Source organism: Cyclobacterium qasimii M12-11B (assembly GCF_000427295.1).
Taxonomy (GTDB): Bacteria; Bacteroidota; Bacteroidia; order Cytophagales; family Cyclobacteriaceae; genus Cyclobacterium; species Cyclobacterium qasimii.
On record NZ_ATNM01000147.1, the window covers coordinates 140,339 to 161,451 of the forward strand.

Sequence of the window (21,113 nt, forward strand, 5' to 3'; positions counted from 1 at the left end):
ATAGGGCTTTCATCAAGTATTAACCATTCAAAACTTTTTTCAGCTTTTTAACCATGTTCGTAGAGCCAATAAAGAAAGGTGTGCGTTGATGCAGGCTTTCCGGCTGGATGTCTAAAATTCTATTTTTTCCGTCAGATGCCATTCCACCCACTTGTTCAGCGATAAAAGCAAGGGCATTTGCTTCATAAATCAACCTTATTTTTCCTTTGGTAGCCTGACTTGTTGCAGGATATAGGTAAATCCCACCTTTAAGTAAGTTTCTGTGAAAATCTGCTACCAGACTTCCAATGTACCTCGCTGAAGCCCCCTCCCGTTTGCAACTTTCTAGATAGGAGAGAATATTTGGGTTTATAAGTGGAGTAAGCCCCTCATTCATTGTAAAGATATTTCCATCTTCGGGCATTTTCATGTCAGGATGGGAAAGAAAAAATTCTCCCAAAGACCGCTCGTAAGTGAACCCATTGGCTCCCCGTCCGGTGGAGTAAACAAGCATGGTGGAAGAACCGTAAAGTACATACCCTGCAGCTACTTGTTCGCTACCTTTTTGCAAAACGTCAACCTCCTTGATAGGAGAACCTGCAGGTGTAACCCTGCGGTAGATTGAAAAAACGGTACCTATGGACACATTCACATCAATATTAGAAGAGCCGTCAAGTGGGTCTATTGCCACTACATATTTGCCCTTGCTGTTTTGTAAATCAATGACAAGGTCTTCTTCTTCTGATACTATGGCGCAGACTTCACCACCTTTGGTAAGGGCTCTGGTAAACCGAATATCTGCAATTACATCAAGTTTTTGTTGCTCTTCTCCTTGAACGTTGATATTACCAAAAGCTCCAGTAACATCTGATAGGCCAGCCCTACTTATTTCCCGTGAAACAATTTTTGCTGCTAAGGCAATATCACGCAAAATTTGGGAAAGTTCCCCAGAAGCAAAAGGAAAATCTTCCTGTTTGCTTTTAATAAAACGATCAAGAGTAACCCCAACATTATAAGCGAGGTTTTGGGTATCTTGTTTGTAAGGCTGTGTCTTCATATCTTTGAAGTTAATAGATTATAGTTAAAAAAGTACTTTTTCCATTCTATATTTTCATGACACAACCTTTGGTATATAAGTTCGGTGGGGCCTCTATAAAAGATGCAAAAGCCATTCAAAGAATTGCTCAATTACTCAAAAATCATTGGGCAAATAACCTGGTAATAGTGGTTTCGGCCGCAGGGAAGACTACCGACAAATTGGAGCACCTTATTTCCTTATCATTTGATAATAAGGATTTTGATGTACCCTTATTTGAACTATTGGATTATCACCTTGACCTTTGTAAAGGACTATTTGAGGAAGGTCATCCAATTTTCACCAGGGTGGAAAATCATTTTGCTCAATTGAGGAGATCCCTTGAAAATAGCGCTATAAAAGAAAATCAAGCTTTTTTTTATGATCAAATTATCGGTTATGGGGAGTTGATTTCTACAAGGATATTTCAGGAATACCTTTGCCTGAAGGGTTGCCCTTGCTTATGGCAGGATGCCAGAGAGCTTGTAAGTACCGACTCACGTGCTAAAATGGCGAGAGTTGATTGGGCTTTGACCATGCAGCATTGCCGTAAAATCCTGATTCCTATGTTGGATACCTTTCCTGTGGTTACCCAAGGCTTTATCGGTAGGGATCTTCAAGGCAATACTACTACCTTAGGTAGGGAGGGGTCAGATTTCACAGCAGCTATTATGGGAGTAAGTCTTGGCGCCTCCTCTGTCACTATTTGGAAAGACGTAGCAGGAATTCTAAACGGAGATCCTGATATTTTTCCTGATGCGGTCAAATTTGAATACCTTGATTTCGAAGAAGCTGCTGAAATGACCTATTATGGTGCCAGTGTTATTCACCCTAAAACAATAAAACCACTTAGTAAACATGGGATTTCTCTCCATGTAAAATCATTCCTAAATCCTTCTTTGGCTGGAACGATCATAGGAGCCTTTGGTCAGGCGCCGAGAATTCCTATAACCATCATTAAGCATAAACTAAGTCTGATAGAATTGAGGATTAGGGATTTATCGATGTTTGGAGGGTTTCATTTTGACTATATCTATGATGTGGCCGAAAAACTGAATGCTGATATTCAATTGATTCAAGGTGCTGCTGCCCATATAAATATTGTCATAGATGCCCTACCTATAGATGAGGAACAAATTAACAAAGCATTTAGAGATGTGTTTCGTGTAAGTATAAAAAACAACTTGAGGCTGGTCACTGTAAAAAACCCTACTTCTGTGGAAATTGATCATTACCGCAAGATGGAAATGGAGCTTGTCCTTGAGCAAAAAAGCCCAGACCTGATTCAATGGTTGTTTGAAAAAGAATAACCAAGCAATGAAATTTTCTATAAGTCTTGGTTGAGCCTAGCTACCTGAAAACAGGCTTAAGCGTGCATGATCCTTTTATGTGTGGTAGGTAAGAAAATCTGAAAGATTAATTTCACCAATAAAACCCCTTCAAACTAGTATCAGTTAGGTGGAATTTCTCAAATGGACTTTAAAGTATTTCTTAGGAGTTGATTTATCAAGGCTATTACCTGTTTCAGGGGAAGGTTGATAAAACCATATGGGCAATGCAGGTATTATTTTTTTCTAGTAGCTGTTGTTTCTTTTCAAGCTCTTCTATCAATCCATCCAAGGAACTATCAAGAATGTCATACACTTTTTGAAATCCGTCTACACCGCCATAATAAGGGTCTGGAACTTCCATGAATTCCGGATCCTTCTGAAAAGTACGCATCAATAAAAGGTTTTTCGGAACTGCTTTGTGCTGTTCAGCAGATTTTTTAACGTTTTCCAAATTAGACTTATCCATTACTATGAGATAATCAAAATCCCTAAAGTCTGTTCTGTTAAGTTGTCTTCCACGGTGATTCATCTTAATACCGTTTCTATTGGCACAGGCGATGGCCCTTTCATCGGGCAACTCCCCAATGTGGTATTCAGAAGTTCCACAGCTGTCACAGCTAAAGTGGTCCTGATAATTCTTTTGCTTAATTTTATGATTGAAAAGCGCTTCAGCTATTGGAGAGCGGCAAATATTTCCTAAGCATACAAACAACACTTTTACCATAAAACGATCACTTTCTGTCTTTTAGCCACTTCGAGCAGCATATTATTATAAAGGTTAGATTAATAAATGGTTAATTTACAGAAATGAAAGAACTATCCATATGAATTTTGCAAATTATTACCTACATTTGCAGAATGAATCCTAAACAGGAATGATTCTTATATGAAAATGAATGTTGAAAAGCTAAAGGAAAAGATCACTTCTAAAGGGATGAAATTTACGCATCAGCGTTTGGTTATCTACCGTTCACTGTGTGATTCTCAGGATCACCCAACAGCTGATATGGTCTATAATCAAATCACCGAGGAAAATCCTAGTATCTCTAAGGGTACTGTTTACAAAACCTTGGAGAGCTTTGTCAATGCGGGTATTTTGCAAAAATTTAGAGATGATTTAGGCTTGATGCGTTTTGACCCGGTAATGGACACCCATAGTCACCTTTATTGCAACGAAAGCAGCAATATTCGAGATTATAAGAACCCTGATTTGGAGCAATTATTAAATAATTTCTTTAAAGAGAACCAAATCGAAGGATTTGAAGTTGAAGAAGTATCGTTGGTAATAAAAGGAAAAACGAAATAAATTTCTATTTATATCATTAATATATCTATAAACAATTAAAAATTAACTTATGTCATTAGTTGGAAAAAAAGCACCTTTATTTAACGTACCTGCAGTAATTGATGGAGAAGAAATTGTAGAAAATTTCTCTTTGGAGCAATATCTAGGTAAAAAAGATGTTATTTTCTTTTTCTACCCTAAAGATTTCACTTTTGTTTGTCCTACTGAAATTCTTGCATTCCAGGAGAAGTTAGCAGAATTCGAAAAAAGAGGAGTTGCAGTTGTAGGCGCATCTTGCGATACAGAGGAATCTCATCTTGCTTGGTTGAATTTACCAAAAGCAGAAGGTGGAATTCAAGGCGTAACTTATCCAATCATAGCTGACCCAGTAAAAACAGTAGCGCATAATTTTGGCGTATTGGCAGGAGACTGGAACTATAACGAAGAAGGAGAACTTAACTACCAAGGACTTCCTGTTGCTTATAGGGCTACATTCCTTATCGATAAAGAAGGAACAATCAGACATGAAACTGTAAACGATCTTCCATTAGGAAGGAATATCGACGAAATGTTGCGTTTAATCGATGCATTAAGACACGTAGAGAAATTCGGTGAAGTTTGTCCTGCAAACTGGGAAGAAGGAAAAGAAGCAATGAGTGCAACTAGAGAAGGAGTAGCTTCTTATTTATCAAAAAATTAAGCATTAAAATGCTTCTTAAAATAGAAAACCCTGCCATTCGGTAGGGTTTTTTTATGTCCAATTCAGTTTACCTTTATCATTAATCGCCTGCTTAATTTTTTTTGCTGTTGAATTTTTTCCTTTTCTCTCTGTAAATTTTGTCCAGGTCACGTGTAAACTGATCCAATTCTATGGACACTGATTTAATATAGCCAACGTACTCCATAAGTTCTGATTTGTTAATGGCTTTACCGTCTTCCAACAATTGTGTCAAACCTAGAAGACTTGTTACAGGTTTCCTCAAGACATGCGAAATGTCAAAGGAAATTTGTTCTAAGGCATTTCCAAATTCGATACGGTTATTGATATTTTGAAAAGAACCATACAGTAAGACAGACCCATCAGGCATCTTTTGTGGTTTTGCACTTATATAGTGCCAGTTGTACTCATTTTTTACCTTTACCCGATACTCAATACAGAATGGAGTTAGGGACAATAAAGAATCACTAAGACTTTTTTGAAAAGGCCCTATGTCGTCGGGATGAATCAATGAAAAACCCAATTCAGGAGATTTTGCCCATTCTTCAAAGTTGATGGTTGGGTGAAGAGCCTTCATTCCACTGCTTAAAAACTCGAAATTCAACTCACCATTTGGATCCATTTTTAGTTGAAAAATACCACCTGGAACATTGTCTGTTAACTTTTTAAGTTCAGATATATTGGTTTCTATTTTACTGTTTTGTTCTAAAAGTAATTTGCGGGTATTGAGGTAATCCATTGCTTTTTTGGCCAATATTTGCAAGGCCTTCTTATGGTTGGAAGAGATACTTCTTGGCCGATTATCAAGCACACATAAGGTGCCCAAGACATTGCCATTAGGAGTCTCTAGTGGTGCGCCCGCATAGAAGCGTATTTTTGGTTCACCAATTACAAAAGGATTGTTCTTAAAGCGTAAATCTTTAGTTGAATCCCGTACCACCAATACTTCTTTAGGCTTATGCAAGGCATGTTGACAAAAAGAATCTTTACGTTTGGTTTCACTAATGCCCAATCCCGAATTCACCATAAGCCATTGGCGGTCCTTATCGATAATTGTGATTAAAGAAATGGGAACATTACAAATCAAAGAGGCAATTTTAGCTAATTCATCTAGTTCCTTTTCTGGAGGAGAACCCATAATATGGTATGATCTAAGTTCTTTTAGTCTTGCCGTTTCATCTGCCATTTTTAATCTTTTGAAGAAGCTGGTTATAAATTACTTAAGGAAACATCTAATGATAAAAGTTAAAAAATAAATATTGAAAGGAGATTGCTTAATACTTCTTTGGTTTCGGATCCTTCGATATTTACAATATATAATTCTGATTTTAAAATTCAAAGAAATGAATCAAATCACTCGTAAATATTACTTTATCAACGTTTTACCATCAATGAATATACAATTATAACTAATTGTTTCATAGTAAAATGTCGATAATTAGTTTTCATATCTTTAGGGTATTAACCCTGGCTTAAGATTCAAAATATAGTAAACAGCATTAGCTCAAAAATTCAAATCGTTAGTGAACCTGCCATCCTAATTTGGTTAGAAAATTAAATGTTTCACAACGGTTATAGCTGAAATAATATTCTTTTATAGGTTATTGTTGGAATAGATGCTTAATTTTAAACATCATGTGCCCAAAACCTCAAGTTTCTGTATTAATTTCCAGTTACAACACTCCTTTTTATAAGTTGGAAAGGGCAATAAACTCTGTGCTCAACCAAAGCTTTCAGGATTTTGATATTGTTCTTGTAGATGATGGTTCTCACAATGACCCAGAAAATAAATTGATTGACTTTTGCCGGCTTCATGAAACCAAGTTGACCTATATAAGGAAAATCAACGAAGGTCAGTCTCAAGCCATAAATAAAGCTGTGCTTTGGAGTGAAGGTAAGTACATTGCTATACTAGATGCTGATGATGAATATCTTCCTAATCACATTGAATCTTGTATCGATCAGATGAAATCTTATGATCTTATTGCTTCGAAAACTTTCACAGTGACAAATAAGCCCGAAGATTTTTTTGTAAGAGACAGGTATGATTGGAAAAAAACCATCCACGTGGATGATTGTATTCTTTTTGCTACCCTGTTTGGTAAAAGAAAAGTATTTAAAAAAATCAAGTTCAAAGATGGTTATGGGGCCGATGCAGCATTCTATGAACAGGCAAAGGAATTATATACGGTGGGTAAGGTGGATCTCAGGACCTATGTTTACTATAGAAATAATCCTGAAAGCACTTGTGAAAAAATAAAATCAAAGTATGCAACGGATTAGCTATGGTGGCACCAATTGTGTACCAGCTCCATACAATTCAGTAAAAGTTTGCAAATAAAAGGCATGCATTATAACCGTACCTTCGAAAAAATCGAACAATAGAACAATGGCATCTAATACAGAAGAGAACTCATGTTGCGAAATGCATAATCATTCTCAGTCATCAAAAAACACTTTTTTTGATTCACCATGGATACTTAGTTTATTTAGTTTTATTCTTTTAATTATAGCCATTTCTGGAGAGAGCATGCTGCCTTTCCAAATTATTGGAATTAATGGCTGGCTCTTCGTTTACCTTTTGGCCTATTATTTTGTAGGCTTTCCAGTGTTACGCACAGCATGGAAATTGATCCGACAAGGGGATGTGTTTACGGAATTTTTCCTGATGGGTATTGCTACCATTGGGGCTTTCGCTATTGGTGAATATCCAGAGGCAGTGGTTGTTATGCTTTTTTACACGATCGGAGAACTGCTTCAAGACCGTGCTGTCAGTAAAGCCAAAGGCAATATTCAAGCCCTACTGGATATTAGACCCGATAGTGCACGAGTGATTAGAGATGAGGCCTCGACTTTGGTCAAACCAGAGTCTGTGGATACCGGAGAAATTATAGAAGTAAGGGCTGGAGAAAAGGTGCCTTTGGATGCAATACTTTTAAGTGAAAGCGGAACGTTTAATACGGCTGCCATTTCAGGGGAGAGTATGCCAGCAGAAATCAGTGAGGGAGAGGAGGTCTTGGCAGGGATGGTAAACATTCAGGACTTGATTACCTTACGTGTATTGAGGCCATTCGCGGAGAGTTCCCTACAAAAGATCATTTTAACCGTTCAGGAGGCCACGGCCAAGAAAGCTAAAACAGAAAAATTTATTCGAAAATTTGCTAAGGTATATACACCGATTGTTACTTATTTGGCCCTGGCCTTGGTTATACTTCCTTATTTTATTGTAACAGATTACTCCTTTAGTGAATGGTTGTACAGGGCTTTGGTGTTTTTGGTTATTTCCTGTCCATGCGCCTTAGTCATCTCCATTCCCTTGGGATATTTTGGAGGAATAGGAGCAGCATCAAGAAAAGGGATTTTGTTTAAGGGTTCTAATTTTCTAGACCTTATCACCACCATTAATACAGTCGTATTTGACAAAACAGGGACTTTAACCAAAGGGGTTTTTGCTGTCGAAAAAGTGGAAACGATGCCAAATGCTAATCCGGAATGGCAACATTTGGCTGCTTCTCTGGAAGCCAATACCAATCATCCCATTGGAAAAGCCATAGTGAAACATGCATCAGTGGAACCAAGTCCTGTGATTTCACTAAAAGAAATACCTGGTAAGGGATTAACGGGAGAGGTAAAAAATAGGAGGGTGCTTGCTGGGAATAGGCTGCTAATGGAAGGTCATAAAATACAGGGTTTACCAAAAGAGACTTATCCCAATAAAACCATCATTTATTGTGCAATTGATGGGGTGTTTTGTGGCTTTTTTGTCTTGGCTGATATGATTAAACCGGATGCAAAAGAAGCCTTTACCTCACTTAGAAAACTTGGAATTAAACGCTTAATGATTCTTTCAGGGGATAAAGTGGAGGTTGTCGAAGCCTTAGGTAAGGAACTAAAAGCCGATGAAGCCATCGGCGGAATGCTACCAGAGGAAAAGCTTGCCATAATTGAAACGTTGAAGGAAGACCCGAGCAATGTGATTGCTTTTGTCGGAGATGGGATAAATGATGCTCCTTCCATTGCTGCAGCGGATGTAGGAATTGGAATGGGGGGAATGGGAAGTGATCTGGCCATAGAGACAGCGGATGTAATTATTCAAACAGATCATCCTTCCAAAGTAGCTTTGGCTTTTAGAATAGGAAAGGCAACCAAAAGAATCGTTTGGCAAAATATAAGCCTTGCCTTTGCTGTGAAATTTCTGGTATTGGCTTTAGGAGCAGCAGGGATGGCCGGAATGTGGGAAGCCGTATTTGCTGACGTTGGTGTGGCTTTACTTGCCATTCTGAATGCAATTAGAATCAATTATTTATTCAAATAACAAACAGCATGCTTTTCACTGCTTCATCTTCTCAAAAGGAAGTCTGGTCAATTATTAAAAATCACCTGCATCTGGGAGCTTCTGATCCTAAACACCCTTTTCATTTTGTAAACCTTTGTACCCTCGATGGGGATCAGCCAGACAGTAGGTATGTGGTTCTTCGTGAAGTAAATGCGGCCTTACAATTGTTTATTTATACCGATAGTCGAAGTGAAAAAATAGCTCAAATAAACAAAAACCCCAATGTTTCCCTGCTCTTTTACCATGCAGAAGAACGCTGTCAAGTTAAAATTAACGGGAAAGCTAACATTGTTTCCAATACTGAAATCCACAAAGAACATTGGAAGAGTATCCAAAAAGATGCCCAAAAAGGCTATCAGTCTATTTTGGCACCTAAAACTACGGTTTCCCGACCAGAAGAAGGCTGGGAGCAGAAAAGTGATTTCCAAAGCAAGAATTTTTCAGTGATATCAATTTTACCTGATCAAATTGAATGCTTGCAACTTGATAGAAGAGGTCATTTAAGGATCGCTTTTGATAAAGTAAAAATAACTGGATTCCAGCTTGGTTGGTCCCTTGACATTTTGACCATTTATATTGCCCGTTGGGCATAAAGAATAAAATTGCTATCTTCATTGGATTAAATCCAGCAATAACATTTTCTAAAAATTTTATTTCCATGCATAACAGAAGAGACTTTATCAAAAAGACCGGATTGGCTACAGCCTTTTTAGGTTTAGGCCTTGGAGGGCAGGCTTTTTCATTGGCGCCCCGTGAGGAATTGTTCAAAATTTCATTGGCCCAATGGTCTGTCAACAGATTGCTTTTTTCTAAGCAAATGGACAATTTGGATTTTGCCATCCTCGCAAAGAAACACGGTATTTCTGCAGTAGAATATGTGAACCAGTTTTTTATGGACAAAGCCAAGGACACAAGTTATCTGAGAGAAATGAAAACCCGGGCAGAAGGCGAAGGCGTCACTTCTGTACTGATTATGTGTGACAATGAAGGAAAATTAGGAGCAAGGGATGCCTCTGAAAGAATGGAAACTGTTGAAAACCATAAAAAATGGGTAGAAGCGGCTAAATTTCTTGGATGCCACTCAATTAGGGTAAATGGATACTCTTTCGCCAGGTACAGTGCTGATAAGAAAGACTTTGCAGAATCCATGAAACTTGTGGGCGATGGCTTGCGAAACCTTTGTGAATTTGCAGACACAATGGGTATAAATGTAATGATTGAGAATCATGGTGGTTTTTCCAGCAATGCCAAGTGGCTTACTGGTGTAATGAAAGCAGCAGATCACCCAAGAGCAGGAACCTTACCAGATTTTGGTAACTTCTTGATGTATAGGGAAGAAGGAGAAAAAACCCTTTCTTACGATTCCTATAAAGGTGTAAAACAATTGATGCCTTATGCCAAGGGAGTAAGTGTGAAACCTACTGTTTGGGATGGAAAAGGCAACCAATCTCCGTTGGATTATGAAAAAATGATGTCAATCGTTCTTAAAGCGGGTTACCATGGATATTGTGGTATTGAGCATGGAGAACAAGGGCGTATTTGGGAAAGCATTGTAGAAATACGTGAACAACTTGAGGCGACCGAGAAAGCGCTAAGAGGTTCTTTTTCAGTTTAAAACTTTGAACCGCATCAAATAATTTGATGGATAATTATAATCCTCTGATTCCAGAAATCAGGGGATTTTTTTATGGCTATAGCTGTTCCTTTTACCTGAGGTAGAGCAAAAAAACCTCACAAAGTACTTTTTATAGGGTACTAAGCTAGAAAAGGCTGTGGTAATCTACCTTAACTGGAGTTTTTACAGCGATCTTCAATAAAAGCCCTATTAATCCTCCGATGAAGATTTTTTTTATGAGCTTAGGTCGATCTCAGCTCTTATTAGGATTAATCGGGCCCCTAATGCCATGAACACGTTTATAAACAATATTACTACGCTTCTATATTAGAATATATTTTGTCTATTTAATGAAATATGATTATAATATGCATTAAATACAGTGGTTTGATAGTAGTATGTTTTGTCAAATGACATTTTTATATGATTTTTAATACTGAAATATCTGTTGAATGTTTTAGGAACAGTATTATGCCTATTTTCTTTGATACAAGAAAATTATAAATGAAAAAAAACATGACCCAAAAGCGCTTATTTTATATACTATTCACAGCAATAATCTGCTCATGTGCTGAACAAAAAGCACCTTTACCAAACATTGTATTGATAATGGGGGATGATATTGGCTATTCTGATATTGGCGCTTATGGAGGAGAAATTGAAACACCTAATATTAACCGCCTGGCAGATGGAGGTTTAAAGTTTACGACTTTTTACAACATGGCCAAATGCAACCCTACCAGATCAACCATGCTTACAGGCCTGTACAGCGGAGGGGAAGGAGCGGTGCATATAGGCAACCTGACCAAACAAGCAGGCTATACCAACATTATGAGCGGAAAAGAGCATTTTGATTCTTGGGTGCCCGAATATTGTAAAGCTGAAAATGTATTTGATCATTCCTTTTATTTCTGGGCCACAACAGAATACTTTTTACCTCCATCGGGAGCGTTCGAAAGGCCTTTTTACCTTGAAGGTAAAGAACTGTCGGCAGATGAAATTGAACATGAAAAATCGCCAATGTACAAAACTGATTTCATCACGGATTACGCTTTGAAATGGCTGGATGAAACCTTTCAAAAGGAAGATCCATTCTTTCTCTATTTACCATACCATGCCGCTCACTATCCCCTCCAGGCAAGACCTGAGGACATTGAAAAATACAGGGGAAAATACCTGAAAGGCTGGGATGTGCTCCGTCAAGAACGGTTTGATAGAATGGAAGAAATGGGTGTGTTCCCACAGGGGGCAAAATTAAGCCCACCGGAAAATAACCTAAATAAGTCTCGGGGACCATTTTTAGAAGACTATACTGATTATTATGCATGGGATAGCCTGTCTGCCGAAAAAAAGGATTCTCTAGACTTGGAAATGGCTGTTTTTGCAGCCATAATTGACCGAATGGATCAGAATATTGGTCGGGTTTTGAAGAAGCTGGAAGACAACGGAAAGCTGGAAAATACCATCATCATGTACCTCAATGACAATGGATCCTGCCCGTTTTATACCAATAAAATTCCCAATAAGGAGCCAGGTCCTGCGGATTCTTACTGGAGTTTGCGAACGAATTGGGCCATGTTGGGAAATACACCATTCCGTCAACACAAACAGTCAGGGCTTGAAGGAGGAAGCCATACGCCGTTTATCGCTTTCTGGCCAGGTAAGATTGCGCCCAATACCATCACTGAACAGGTTGGGCATGTGGTGGACATTGCGCCGACCTTTTTGGACCTGTTAAATATACAATATCCCGATTCAATCCAAGGGCATGCGACTTTACCGTTGCATGGTAGTTCATTACTGCCGGTTTTCATGGGAGAGCAGCGCAGAGAGCCTGAATTCTTTATCTCAGGAATGGATAAATTCAGAATGTTTAGAAGTGGTGACTATAAAATTGTCCGAATGAATGGAGGAGAATGGGAATTGTACAACATGGCTACTGACCCATCTGAACTGGTGAATTTGGCCGCTAACATGCCAGAAAAAGTCAATGAATTGGCTATGAGCTATGCTTCAAGCCCAGTAGCATCCGGCAATGACCTCCCTTAACCGTGGATTTTTGGTTGCTATAAAATAAAAGAAGCCCTGATGCATTTAAAGGCAACAGGGCTGACAAATTCTAATGGTGAATGCACTTATTGTTTTTCGATCAGAGATAAAATTACTCCATCAAAAAAACCACCATACTTCTTGGCCCATGGGCGCCAATAATCAATGATTGTTCAATATCAGCAGTCTTGGAAGGGCCGGCCACAAAGACACCGTAACCTGAGTCGGCTACATTTATCTTTTGATACACTTCATGCATGTTTCCAAGCAATTTATCGATTTTCAGTAAGACGATTAAATGCTGGGCAATAAACGGCAAAGCCCGATGAGCAATTTTGTCCTCAGGAAGCCAAATTGCTGCATTTTCTACTACTCCCCAATCACCCTCCAGGATGGCCACTTCTATATGTTCCAATTCATGTGGATCTTGGACATTCTTGACATCAAAGTTCCCAGTGATTCCATCTACTAAAGACAATACCTGTTTGTCTGCGGTGAAGTTTTCTTGAAGATACGTTTGTATGGCTGCTTTTCCTTCTCCCGTTCTGGCTGTTCCGCCATTCAGCTTTATGCTGGACTGAAATTGTTCGATCAGGTTGTCTTCATAAGGATATTCCGGATGCTCCGGTAGAGGAAGCAAATCGGGTTTGTTCTTTTTTATAGCCGCTATTATGGCTTCTTTACTACTGTTCATTGCTTCCTGTTTTTTCGGTACCATTCCTTAAAACTTTCCTTGGGTACTTCTGGTAATTCTCTGTGTTTACCCCATGCATTAAAGCTATTGTAAACAAAACCTCGAGGACTAATCGATAGCGATTTTCTAGCCAGGTTGCCCATCATGTCAAAAAGTTTTGGCTTGGACATCACATTGCCACCAAAACGCATGGCCCATTTCTTAGAAGGTTGGGATGGCCCTTCTTTGGTAATTACCTGTCGCCATTTGTACAGTTGTTCGTGAATATTAATTTTTACCGGACACACATCTGTACAGGATCCGCAAAGTGTGGAGGCAAATGGTAAGGAGCTGTGTTTTTTCAGGTCCATACCGGGAGACAAGATGGAACCGATAGGTCCCGGAACCGTGGAACCATAGCTAAATCCACTGCTTCTACGGTAAATAGGGCAGGTATTCATACATGCGCCACAGCGGATGCATTTAAGGGAGTTTCTGAAATCCTCTCTGCCCAATTGATTGGTTCTGCCGTTGTCCACCAAGATCAGGTACATTTTTTTTCCTGGTCTTGGACGGTGGAAATGAGAGGTATAGTTCGTAATGCTTTGCCCTGTGGCACTTCTGGCCAGGAGCCGAAGAAATACACCAAGATCTGCTGCGCGAGGAATGAGTTTTTCTATCCCCATACAGGCTATGTGCAAATCTGCCAGGTGGGTTCCCATGTCTGCATTTCCCTCATTGGTGCAAACCACAAATCCTCCAGTCTCAGCAATTCCAAAGTTTACGCCTGTGATGGCTGCTTTGGCTTGAATAAATTTTTGCCTTAAATGTTGTCTAGCTGCTTCGGTAAGGTAGGCTGGATCATCTGCACCGGCATCTGTTCCCAGATGTTCGTGGAAAATGTCTCCGATTTCTTTTTTCTTAAGGTGAATTGCAGGCATCACTATGTGACTTGGTACCTGCTTGTTGAATTGTATGATTCTTTCTCCAAGGTCTGTGTCTACTACATCATAGCCTTTGTCTTCCAGGAAATGATTGAGACCACATTCCTCTGTCAGAATAGATTTACTTTTGACCAGATTTTTCACCTGATTTTCCTCCAATATCCGCAATACATGCTGGTTATGTTCATCCGCATCTTTTGCCCAGAGCACTTCTATACCATTTTCTATGGCATTTTTTTCAAACTGAAGGAGCAATTGATCGAGATTGGAAAGTACATTGTCCTTGATCTGAGAGGCAGTGGTTCGTAAACTTTCCCATTCAGGAATCTTTTGTGCCGCTACATCTCTTTTGCTACGGACATGCCATAGGGTATCATCATGCCAATGGCTACGTTCCTCGTCCTTAAGAAATTCTTCGGCCGCAGCCGCGTGGGTTGGTGTCGCTTTCATTTTCTACTGGTTTTGGGTTTTCGATACCTTCGCATTCAGGATCTCTGCAATGTGCATGACCTTAATAGGACTTTTGTCTCGTCGAAGGATTCCCTCCAAATGCATTAAACAGGACATGTCTGCCCCAGTGATCACCTGAACACCATGTTCCTCATGGTCTTTGATACGGTCTTTGCCCATACCTACCGAAACGGCCTCTTCAAGTACGGCAAATGTGCCACCAAAACCACAGCACTCATCTTTTCTGGTAAGTTCTATGAGTTCAATGCCATTGACCATTTCCAGTAATTGCTTGGGTTTATTAAATTCAACACCCATAAGCTCTGAAGGTTTTGCCAAATTGAGACCCCTAAGCCCATGACAACTCGCATGTATGCCCACTTTAAAGGGGAAATCTGCTGTCAGTTCCTTTATTTTCAATACATCGGTAAGAAACTCACAAAGCTCATAAACCTTTGGTTCATTTTCTTTACCCGAATAAATATGGTCTTTGGTATGTAAAGTACAGCTGCCCGAAGGGCAAACGACATAATCAAATTCACTAAAATTTTCTCGAAACAAAGCAGCGGGACCCTCTCCATATTCCTGGTAACCTGAGTTGGCCATGGGTTGGCCACAACAGGTTTGTTTAAGGGGATAATCCACGTCAACACCAGCGCTTTCTAAAAGCTCAAGGCTGGCAATGGCTACCTGAGGGTAAAATTGATCAACGTAACAAGGTATAAATAATCCAACTTTCATCAATGCGGTTATTCTTGGATAAGTAACAAAATACAAGGAGTCTTTGTTGGCTCCATTTTATAAATATAAGCATCAAAAGGTTTAGTCCCATTGGTTCAACCCGAAATATGGTAGGGACATCCTATTAATTTTTTCAAGTCAAGGATAAATTCTGTCTATTGAAAGACAAGTCTTCAACGGTATTGGGTTGAACCTAAACTTACATTTAACAATAAACTTACCTAGTAATCCTTCCACTTCCATCCTGCACTGTGCTGATAGCTTTGAATTATTCCTTGCGTTCTCCCTCATCAAAGTCCCGTAAAGGGTATTATAAATACCTATTGTTAATCCGACATTTTTTCTCACTACCTATTTAATGGGCCAAATACATCCTAACCTATAATAATAGACGTGCACTTGTAACTATACTTTTAATTATATATATTTAATCCTGACTTTCTCATTTACAGTGAATTCAGGGAGATTAGTCTCTTTGATTTATCCGCAATGGGCAATAATTATTAGTAGGTTGAGGGTTTTCAAGTAGTGTAAAAGTCAGGGTAATTGTTTCCATAGGTCTATATAAAAACCCAAACACATGAAAAAACCCAATCTAATTTTATTGTCAATAGAAATGCTGGTCTTTCTTTTTTTTGTGGCTTGTTCAGGTCCAGCTACAGAAGAAAAGACAATTAATGTTTCAATTGCGCCCGACGATTATCCCACACTTTCTTTTCAGGATTTTACGGTAAAGGAAATGATTCGGCTGGAAACAACGGAAGACAACCTTATGGGTATGGACCTGAGGGTAAAGTTTTCTGAAAATCTCATAGCAGTAATGGATGAAAACAAAACGAATAAGCTACACTTATTTGACCGGAAAGGAAGTTATCTTAGTGCTATTGCCGAGGTAGGTGAAGGTCCTGGAACCATCCGATCTCTGAGAGACTTTGAGTTTGGAAAAGCAGAGGAAGTGTTGGTGCTTTCACCTATTGCAGACAAAGCCAATGTATACAAAATTTCAAAGGATGGAAATTTAAGTGAAGCATTTGAATTGGCTTATAGTGCGAATTCTTTTATTAGATTAGAGGGGGGAGGTTTTCTATTTCAAGGAGGGTATAATCTACCATTTGTAACGCATAGGGTGATTCAAACAGATGCTGAAGGGAATATTCAGCACCGATATTTGAAAAACGATTATGAAAACCAAATGCTTCCCATGACTGAACGAAACTTTTTCCCATCTGATAAGGGAGTTTTTATGCTGGAAATATTCAACCCAAATTTATACTTGTTTCAGACCGATAGCCTTACCCAAGTACTCCATGCTAACTTTGGCATTTATGACTTACCGTCTAATTTTTGGGAGGTTGATCTAATGGATAGTTTCGGGGAGATCAATGAAAATGGTTTTGCCACTTTTAAGGGTGTTTTCCAACAAGGAAATTTGATGGTGATAGACATTGTAGCACAAAAAGGAATGTCTATGTCCAAGCACATTTTGTTCAAAAAGGACAAAGATATTTACAAACTAAAAGCAGATAGAGACGATGATATGGTATTCTTTTACCCTATCGGTATCAATAAAGAGGAACAAGTGCTTTTTGTAACTTACCGATCTATTTTAGAAAAGCATGCCAAGGAATACCCTGAAACATTCTCTGTAGATGGATTGCCGGAAGGAGATTTTGATTATCCTGTTATATTGCATGTAGCATTAAAAGAGCATTTATGAAAAGGACATTATTTATTGCTTTTAGCGTTTCACTCTTAGTCGTTTCCTGTAAGGAGTCGGTTAAGGAAGAAATTGAGACAAATCCGTTGGAGCTGAGCATTGCAATGGAGGAAATTCAACCGGCTTATGATTTTAGTAAATCCGAGCTTATACCCCTGGAATCAAATGATTTGTCATTGGTTGGTGCAATTGACAAAATGATTGTGGAAAAGGATAAAATATTTCTACTTGACAAGGAGATTACAAAAAGTGTTTTTTGTTTCTCCACTGTCGGAAAATTCCTGTTTAAAATAAACAATATTGGTGAAGGCGAGGGGAAATTTTCCAAACCATTTGATTTAAACCTGTTCAATGAATCGATCCAGATTTTAGATGTCATTCAAAGGAAAATCCTTGTATTCGATTTGAAAGGAAACTTTAAGAACGAAAAACCAGTCCCGTTTGAGGAACAGATTGTCAATTTTTTCCCAATCGATCAAGACCTTACCGCTTATCATATGGATGGTAGGTCTTTTGGGTCGGAGGAAACGGACTTTATCAGGGTTTCTGACAATAGGGATTCCACCTTTTCTATTCAAGGAGTGTCGGATATTGGAAGTACAGATGCTTACCAAATCCCTATAGAATTTTCTGGTCATAATGGCAATGTTAGGTTTCTCCATGCCTGGACGGATACTATTTATAACATCTCGGAAAAAGGAATTGAGGCTGAATTTATCTTGAATTTTGGTGCAGATCGTCTCGATGAAAAAGTTAAGAAACTGCCTTTAATGGACATGCGGAAATATATTATGGAAAATCCATATGTTTTCAATGCTGCAAATCTTGTTGAAAATGAGGAATACCTGAGCTTTCAATGGACCAGGAGTAAAGCCGGCTATGCCAATTCTGAAGATCAAACTTATGTCTCCTATTTTAAAAAAAGCACTGGGGCACTATTTCATTTTCCATTGGTAGAAAATTGGCAGGGAAATTTAAATTTACAAGGTCCTCTCTATGGAGCTGAGAATTGGTTTTTTGGTTACCTGAACTATGAAGACTGGACCAAGCTTTCAGAAGAGCTTCGGGATGAGCTTATAAAACAAAACCCCAAGGTGAATACCGAATATTTGGATGCCGGAAATCCCATTGTGGTCAAATACAGGCTAAAGGAGGAGTAAAAAGAGTGTAAGTATCTCCTAATCTAGATCACAAGCTTATGATTTAAATTTGTACCTATTTCGAGAAAAAGAATTTGGATTAGCCTAAAAATTCAAAACCCCATGTTGAGACAGGGGGTTTTGAACAAATCAAATTTTCGAGCTGTTGCTGCCCCTTTTATGAATCCATCCTGACAAAATTCAATTGTCGGTTTCTTTAAGAATGATGGATCAGAAAAACGGCTGGAATTTTATGAAGGTCCGGATGTTTTTTGCGCCAGTCCGCGACTTTTTTTGTTAGGATCATTTCATCAGTACCCGTAATATTGCTTGCAATACATAGCAAAGTATTGCTGCTCAGGTTAGCCAATAAATCTTCGATCATCCGATTGTTTCTGAAAGGCGTTTCCATAAACATTTGAGTGGTGTTTTCCCGGATCGATTTGGCTTCCAGTTCTTTGATCGCTTGTACCCTGTCTTTTCGATCGATGGGCAAGTAGCCATTGAAAGTAAAGGACTGTCCATTAAAACCGGAACCCATCAAAGCCATAAACATGGAGGAAGGTCCTGGCAATGGAACCACTTTAATCCCTAGTTTATGTGCCAATGCCACTGCATTAGCGCCAGGGTCAGCGATCCCAGGGCAGCCTGCTTCAGAAAGGATGCCCACATCATGTCCCTTTAATAAAGGAGCAAGCAATTTCTTTAACTGTAGTTCTGGTGTTTTCTTATCCAGTTTTTCCAGGTGCACCTCTTCCAGGTTGACCCCTAGTTTGAGGCTACTGATATACCTGCGAGCTGTTCTAAAATCTTCCACCAGGTAATGGGAAGTTGCTGCAATTACGTTTTTGACCACGGGTGCCATGATGTCCTGGCCTGTTTCAAGCACCAATACATTAGGTATCAGGTATAATATTCCCTTAGCTTTCATTATTTTTGGATTATGGAAAATGGATTGCCTTCTTTAGCAAAAGTACTTATTTTTATTGGACTGCTCTTACTGATTGCGGGATTGCTGCTCTGGTTCCTGCCTAAATTTCCGGGTTTTAAGGGTTTGCCCGGTGATATGGTGTTTAAAAAAGAAAATTTTACCTTTTATTTTCCCTTGGGCACCAGCATACTGCTCAGTTTGTTGTTGACTTTATTGCTGTATTTGTGGAGGAAATTTGGGGGTTAAGGTAGTTGGGAGCTCTGCTATAAAGCTAAAAAGGATGGTTTTTGATTGAAAGCATTAAGTGATAAATTTTACTCCTATTATCATTTTTCGCTAGCAAACTTGGGTTTTGTTCAACCCCATCCGGGGTTGAGGTAAATTGTGGTATTTACCTGTCCGTGAGTAAAACTCACGGTTATTATTGTTCAGGCCCTTCAGGCCTGGGTCACGACAATTCGTTCCTTTCCACTTTTTGTCAGGTTGATGCGGTATTGGTAATTAAGGAGTAACCGAAAGATGCCTGCAGGGCTTCACCAACAATAACATTGGGTGAAAACCCGTGGACAGGACGGGTTAGTTTTTTTCTCAACCCCTTAGTAGGTTGAACATTACTGCTAAGGAATTTTTCCTGTAGTTTTAGGTATACGCTAAACCCTATTTAATGCATAGTAATAGTTAAATTATCTTGCTGATGTTCAACCCTATCCAGGGTTGGGATATAAATTGGTAGTTACGTGTCCGTGAGTAAAACTCATGGTTATTATAGTTCAGGCCCTTCAGGCCTGGGAATAGGTGAAACTATATTTTTACTTTCTGTTGAGTTCAGCCATAAGGTAGAAAATTAGAAAGAAACGAAAGAAGCCTGAAGGGCTTCAATAATAATAGCCACGGGTTTTACCCGTGGACAGGATAATCAGTTTTTTTTACAACCCCGGAGTGGGTTGAATATCTACTAGTTATGAAAAACTTTATATCTTTAATTAAACATAAAATTCTTTTAGAAGCATAATGTTTTCTCATTTATCAAGCTCAGGTTCATTCTCATCCAGGCTTGAGGTATATAATGGTAGTTACGTGTCCGTGAGTAAAACTCATGGTTATTATAGTTCAGGCCCTTCAGGCCTGGGAATAGGTGAAACTATATTTTTTACTTTCTGTTGAGTTCAGCCATAAGGTAGAAAATTAGAAAGAAACGAAAGAAGCCTGAAGGGCTTCAATAATAATAGCCACGGGTTTTACCCGTGGACAGGATAATCAGTTTTTTTTACAACCCCGGAGTGGGTTGAATATCTACTATTTAGGAAAAAATTTCGTAAATTTGAGAATATCCAAAATCTTATTGTGATGAGCAGTTATAGGCAAATTCTTTACCATTCGGTAATAAGCACTAAGGATAAAAAACTAACCATTCCAGACGACCATTGCGAAGCCCTCTATAAATATATATGGGGAGTTATAAAGAATAATGATTGTACGCTTTATCAGATAAATGGGATAGGTAACCATATACATCTTTTGAATGATTTAAACCCCACAACATCCTTGTCAAATTTTATTAAAAGTGTTAAAGTTGCTAGTAGCATGTGGATGAAGGAACAGAAAAACTTTCCATTATGGGAATCCTGGGGAAAAGGATATGGATCGTTCACTTGCTCTTTTCGAGAAAAGGACCAAATAATCTCCTATATCAAAAACCAAAAAAGTCATCACCAAAAGGAGTCTTTCGTGGATGAATACAAGCGTTTGCTTAAAGAAAACGGAATTGAGTTTGATGAGCGATATCTTTTAGGGTAGTACGGTATTGTATTGTTCAACCCCATTCGGGGTTGGGGTATAAGGTAGTAGTTACCTGTCCGTGAGTAAAACTCACGGTTATTATTGTTCAGGCCCTTCAGGCCTGGGAAAAGGTAAAGCTTTATTTTCTACTTTCTGTTAAGCTTGATCTAAGGAAAGAAATATGAATGAATCGTAGGAAGCCTGAAGGGCTTCACCAACAATAACCACGGGTGAGAACCCGTGGAAAGGCCGAACCATCTTTATTCTCAACCCCCGTAAGCGGGTTGAACATCTACTATTAAGGGAAAAATATTCGTAAATTTTAAGTATACCCAAAGCTTTTTTGGAAAC

The 21,113-nt window shown here is 38.8% G+C and carries 19 protein-coding genes; 12 read left to right on the forward strand and 7 right to left on the reverse strand.

The window, feature by feature from the left end:
* Positions 1 to 19: 19 nt before the first annotated feature.
* Positions 20 to 1,036 carry a class 1 fructose-bisphosphatase gene (fbp, locus tag ADICYQ_RS19610; RefSeq protein WP_020889722.1) on the reverse strand — a complete coding sequence of 339 codons (1,017 nt, stop codon included), beginning with the start codon at positions 1,034 to 1,036 and terminating at the stop codon, positions 20 to 22.
* A gap of 56 nt (positions 1,037 to 1,092) precedes the next feature.
* On the opposite strand from fbp, the gene ADICYQ_RS19615 reads away from it, so the two are divergent.
* On the forward strand, positions 1,093 to 2,364 hold the full coding sequence (locus ADICYQ_RS19615) for an aspartate kinase (protein WP_020889723.1): 1,272 nt from the start codon (positions 1,093 to 1,095) through the stop codon (positions 2,362 to 2,364).
* Positions 2,365 to 2,578: 214 nt separating this feature from the next.
* Here ADICYQ_RS19615 and ADICYQ_RS19620 read toward each other — a convergent pair whose 3' ends face one another.
* Complete coding sequence (locus ADICYQ_RS19620; RefSeq protein ID WP_020889724.1) at positions 2,579 to 3,109, reverse strand: low molecular weight protein-tyrosine-phosphatase; 531 nt, start codon at positions 3,107 to 3,109, stop codon at positions 2,579 to 2,581.
* A gap of 162 nt (positions 3,110 to 3,271) precedes the next feature.
* Between ADICYQ_RS19620 and ADICYQ_RS19625 the strand changes: the two genes are divergently transcribed.
* Both ADICYQ_RS19625 and ADICYQ_RS19630 read left to right on the forward strand, forming a co-directional pair.
* Positions 3,272 to 3,691: a Fur family transcriptional regulator gene (locus tag ADICYQ_RS19625; protein WP_020889725.1), complete on the forward strand. Its 420-nt coding sequence runs from the start codon at positions 3,272 to 3,274 to the stop codon at positions 3,689 to 3,691.
* A 49-nt stretch (positions 3,692 to 3,740) separates the two neighbouring features.
* Complete coding sequence (locus tag ADICYQ_RS19630; protein ID WP_020889726.1) at positions 3,741 to 4,370, forward strand: peroxiredoxin; 630 nt, start codon at positions 3,741 to 3,743, stop codon at positions 4,368 to 4,370.
* A gap of 91 nt (positions 4,371 to 4,461) precedes the next feature.
* Here the strand turns inward: ADICYQ_RS19630 and ADICYQ_RS26270 are convergent, their stop codons facing one another.
* A complete protein-coding gene (locus ADICYQ_RS26270; RefSeq protein WP_051160295.1) occupies positions 4,462 to 5,574 on the reverse strand; it encodes a GAF domain-containing protein in 1,113 nt (370 codons plus the stop codon).
* Positions 5,575 to 6,023: 449 nt separating this feature from the next.
* Here ADICYQ_RS26270 and ADICYQ_RS19640 point away from each other — a divergent pair, with 449 nt between their 5' ends.
* From ADICYQ_RS19640 to ADICYQ_RS19660, 5 genes are all read left to right on the forward strand, one after another.
* On the forward strand, positions 6,024 to 6,671 hold the full coding sequence (locus ADICYQ_RS19640; protein ID WP_020889728.1) for a glycosyltransferase family 2 protein: 648 nt from the start codon (positions 6,024 to 6,026) through the stop codon (positions 6,669 to 6,671).
* A gap of 106 nt (positions 6,672 to 6,777) precedes the next feature.
* A complete protein-coding gene (locus tag ADICYQ_RS19645; protein WP_040417168.1) occupies positions 6,778 to 8,703 on the forward strand; it encodes a heavy metal translocating P-type ATPase in 1,926 nt (641 codons plus the stop codon).
* 8 nt (positions 8,704 to 8,711) lie between these two features.
* Complete coding sequence (locus ADICYQ_RS19650) at positions 8,712 to 9,317, forward strand: pyridoxamine 5'-phosphate oxidase family protein (RefSeq protein WP_020889730.1); 606 nt, start codon at positions 8,712 to 8,714, stop codon at positions 9,315 to 9,317.
* A gap of 65 nt (positions 9,318 to 9,382) precedes the next feature.
* Complete coding sequence (locus ADICYQ_RS19655; protein WP_020889731.1) at positions 9,383 to 10,339, forward strand: sugar phosphate isomerase/epimerase family protein; 957 nt, start codon at positions 9,383 to 9,385, stop codon at positions 10,337 to 10,339.
* Positions 10,340 to 10,843: 504 nt separating this feature from the next.
* Positions 10,844 to 12,388: an arylsulfatase gene (locus tag ADICYQ_RS19660; protein ID WP_020889732.1), complete on the forward strand. Its 1,545-nt coding sequence runs from the start codon at positions 10,844 to 10,846 to the stop codon at positions 12,386 to 12,388.
* Positions 12,389 to 12,500: 112 nt separating this feature from the next.
* Here ADICYQ_RS19660 and ADICYQ_RS19665 read toward each other — a convergent pair whose 3' ends face one another.
* From ADICYQ_RS19665 to ADICYQ_RS19675, 3 genes are read right to left on the reverse strand one after another with little or no spacing between them, the layout of a single operon-like run.
* Positions 12,501 to 13,082, reverse strand: a complete 582-nt coding sequence (locus tag ADICYQ_RS19665; protein ID WP_020889733.1) for a LutC/YkgG family protein — start codon at positions 13,080 to 13,082, stop codon at positions 12,501 to 12,503.
* Positions 13,079 to 14,455: a lactate utilization protein B gene (locus ADICYQ_RS19670; RefSeq protein ID WP_020889734.1), complete on the reverse strand. Its 1,377-nt coding sequence runs from the start codon at positions 14,453 to 14,455 to the stop codon at positions 13,079 to 13,081. The genes ADICYQ_RS19665 and ADICYQ_RS19670 overlap by 4 nt, the downstream gene beginning before the upstream one ends.
* A gap of 3 nt (positions 14,456 to 14,458) precedes the next feature.
* Entirely contained in the window at positions 14,459 to 15,196 is a 738-nt protein-coding gene (locus ADICYQ_RS19675) for a (Fe-S)-binding protein (RefSeq protein ID WP_020889735.1), read from the reverse strand.
* A gap of 580 nt (positions 15,197 to 15,776) precedes the next feature.
* Here ADICYQ_RS19675 and ADICYQ_RS19680 point away from each other — a divergent pair.
* Complete coding sequence (locus ADICYQ_RS19680) at positions 15,777 to 16,913, forward strand: DUF4934 domain-containing protein (protein ID WP_020889736.1); 1,137 nt, start codon at positions 15,777 to 15,779, stop codon at positions 16,911 to 16,913.
* Positions 16,910 to 18,073, forward strand: a complete 1,164-nt coding sequence (locus tag ADICYQ_RS19685; protein WP_020889737.1) for a DUF4934 domain-containing protein — start codon at positions 16,910 to 16,912, stop codon at positions 18,071 to 18,073. Before ADICYQ_RS19680 ends, ADICYQ_RS19685 begins: the two co-directional genes overlap by 4 nt.
* 196 nt (positions 18,074 to 18,269) lie before the next feature.
* Here the strand turns inward: ADICYQ_RS19685 and ADICYQ_RS19690 are convergent, their stop codons facing one another.
* Positions 18,270 to 18,983, reverse strand: coding sequence for an SAM-dependent methyltransferase (locus ADICYQ_RS19690; RefSeq protein ID WP_020889738.1), 714 nt, complete (start codon positions 18,981 to 18,983; stop codon positions 18,270 to 18,272).
* Positions 18,984 to 18,995: 12 nt separating this feature from the next.
* Here ADICYQ_RS19690 and ADICYQ_RS19695 point away from each other — a divergent pair, with 12 nt between their 5' ends.
* Together ADICYQ_RS19695 and tnpA are read left to right on the forward strand one after the other, a co-directional pair.
* Positions 18,996 to 19,229, forward strand: coding sequence for a DUF2905 domain-containing protein (locus tag ADICYQ_RS19695; RefSeq protein ID WP_020889739.1), 234 nt, complete (start codon positions 18,996 to 18,998; stop codon positions 19,227 to 19,229).
* Between the two features lie 1,101 nt (positions 19,230 to 20,330).
* Positions 20,331 to 20,780 carry an IS200/IS605 family transposase gene (gene tnpA, locus ADICYQ_RS19700; protein ID WP_040417169.1) on the forward strand — a complete coding sequence of 150 codons (450 nt, stop codon included), beginning with the start codon at positions 20,331 to 20,333 and terminating at the stop codon, positions 20,778 to 20,780.
* Positions 20,781 to 21,113: the final 333 nt, after the last annotated feature.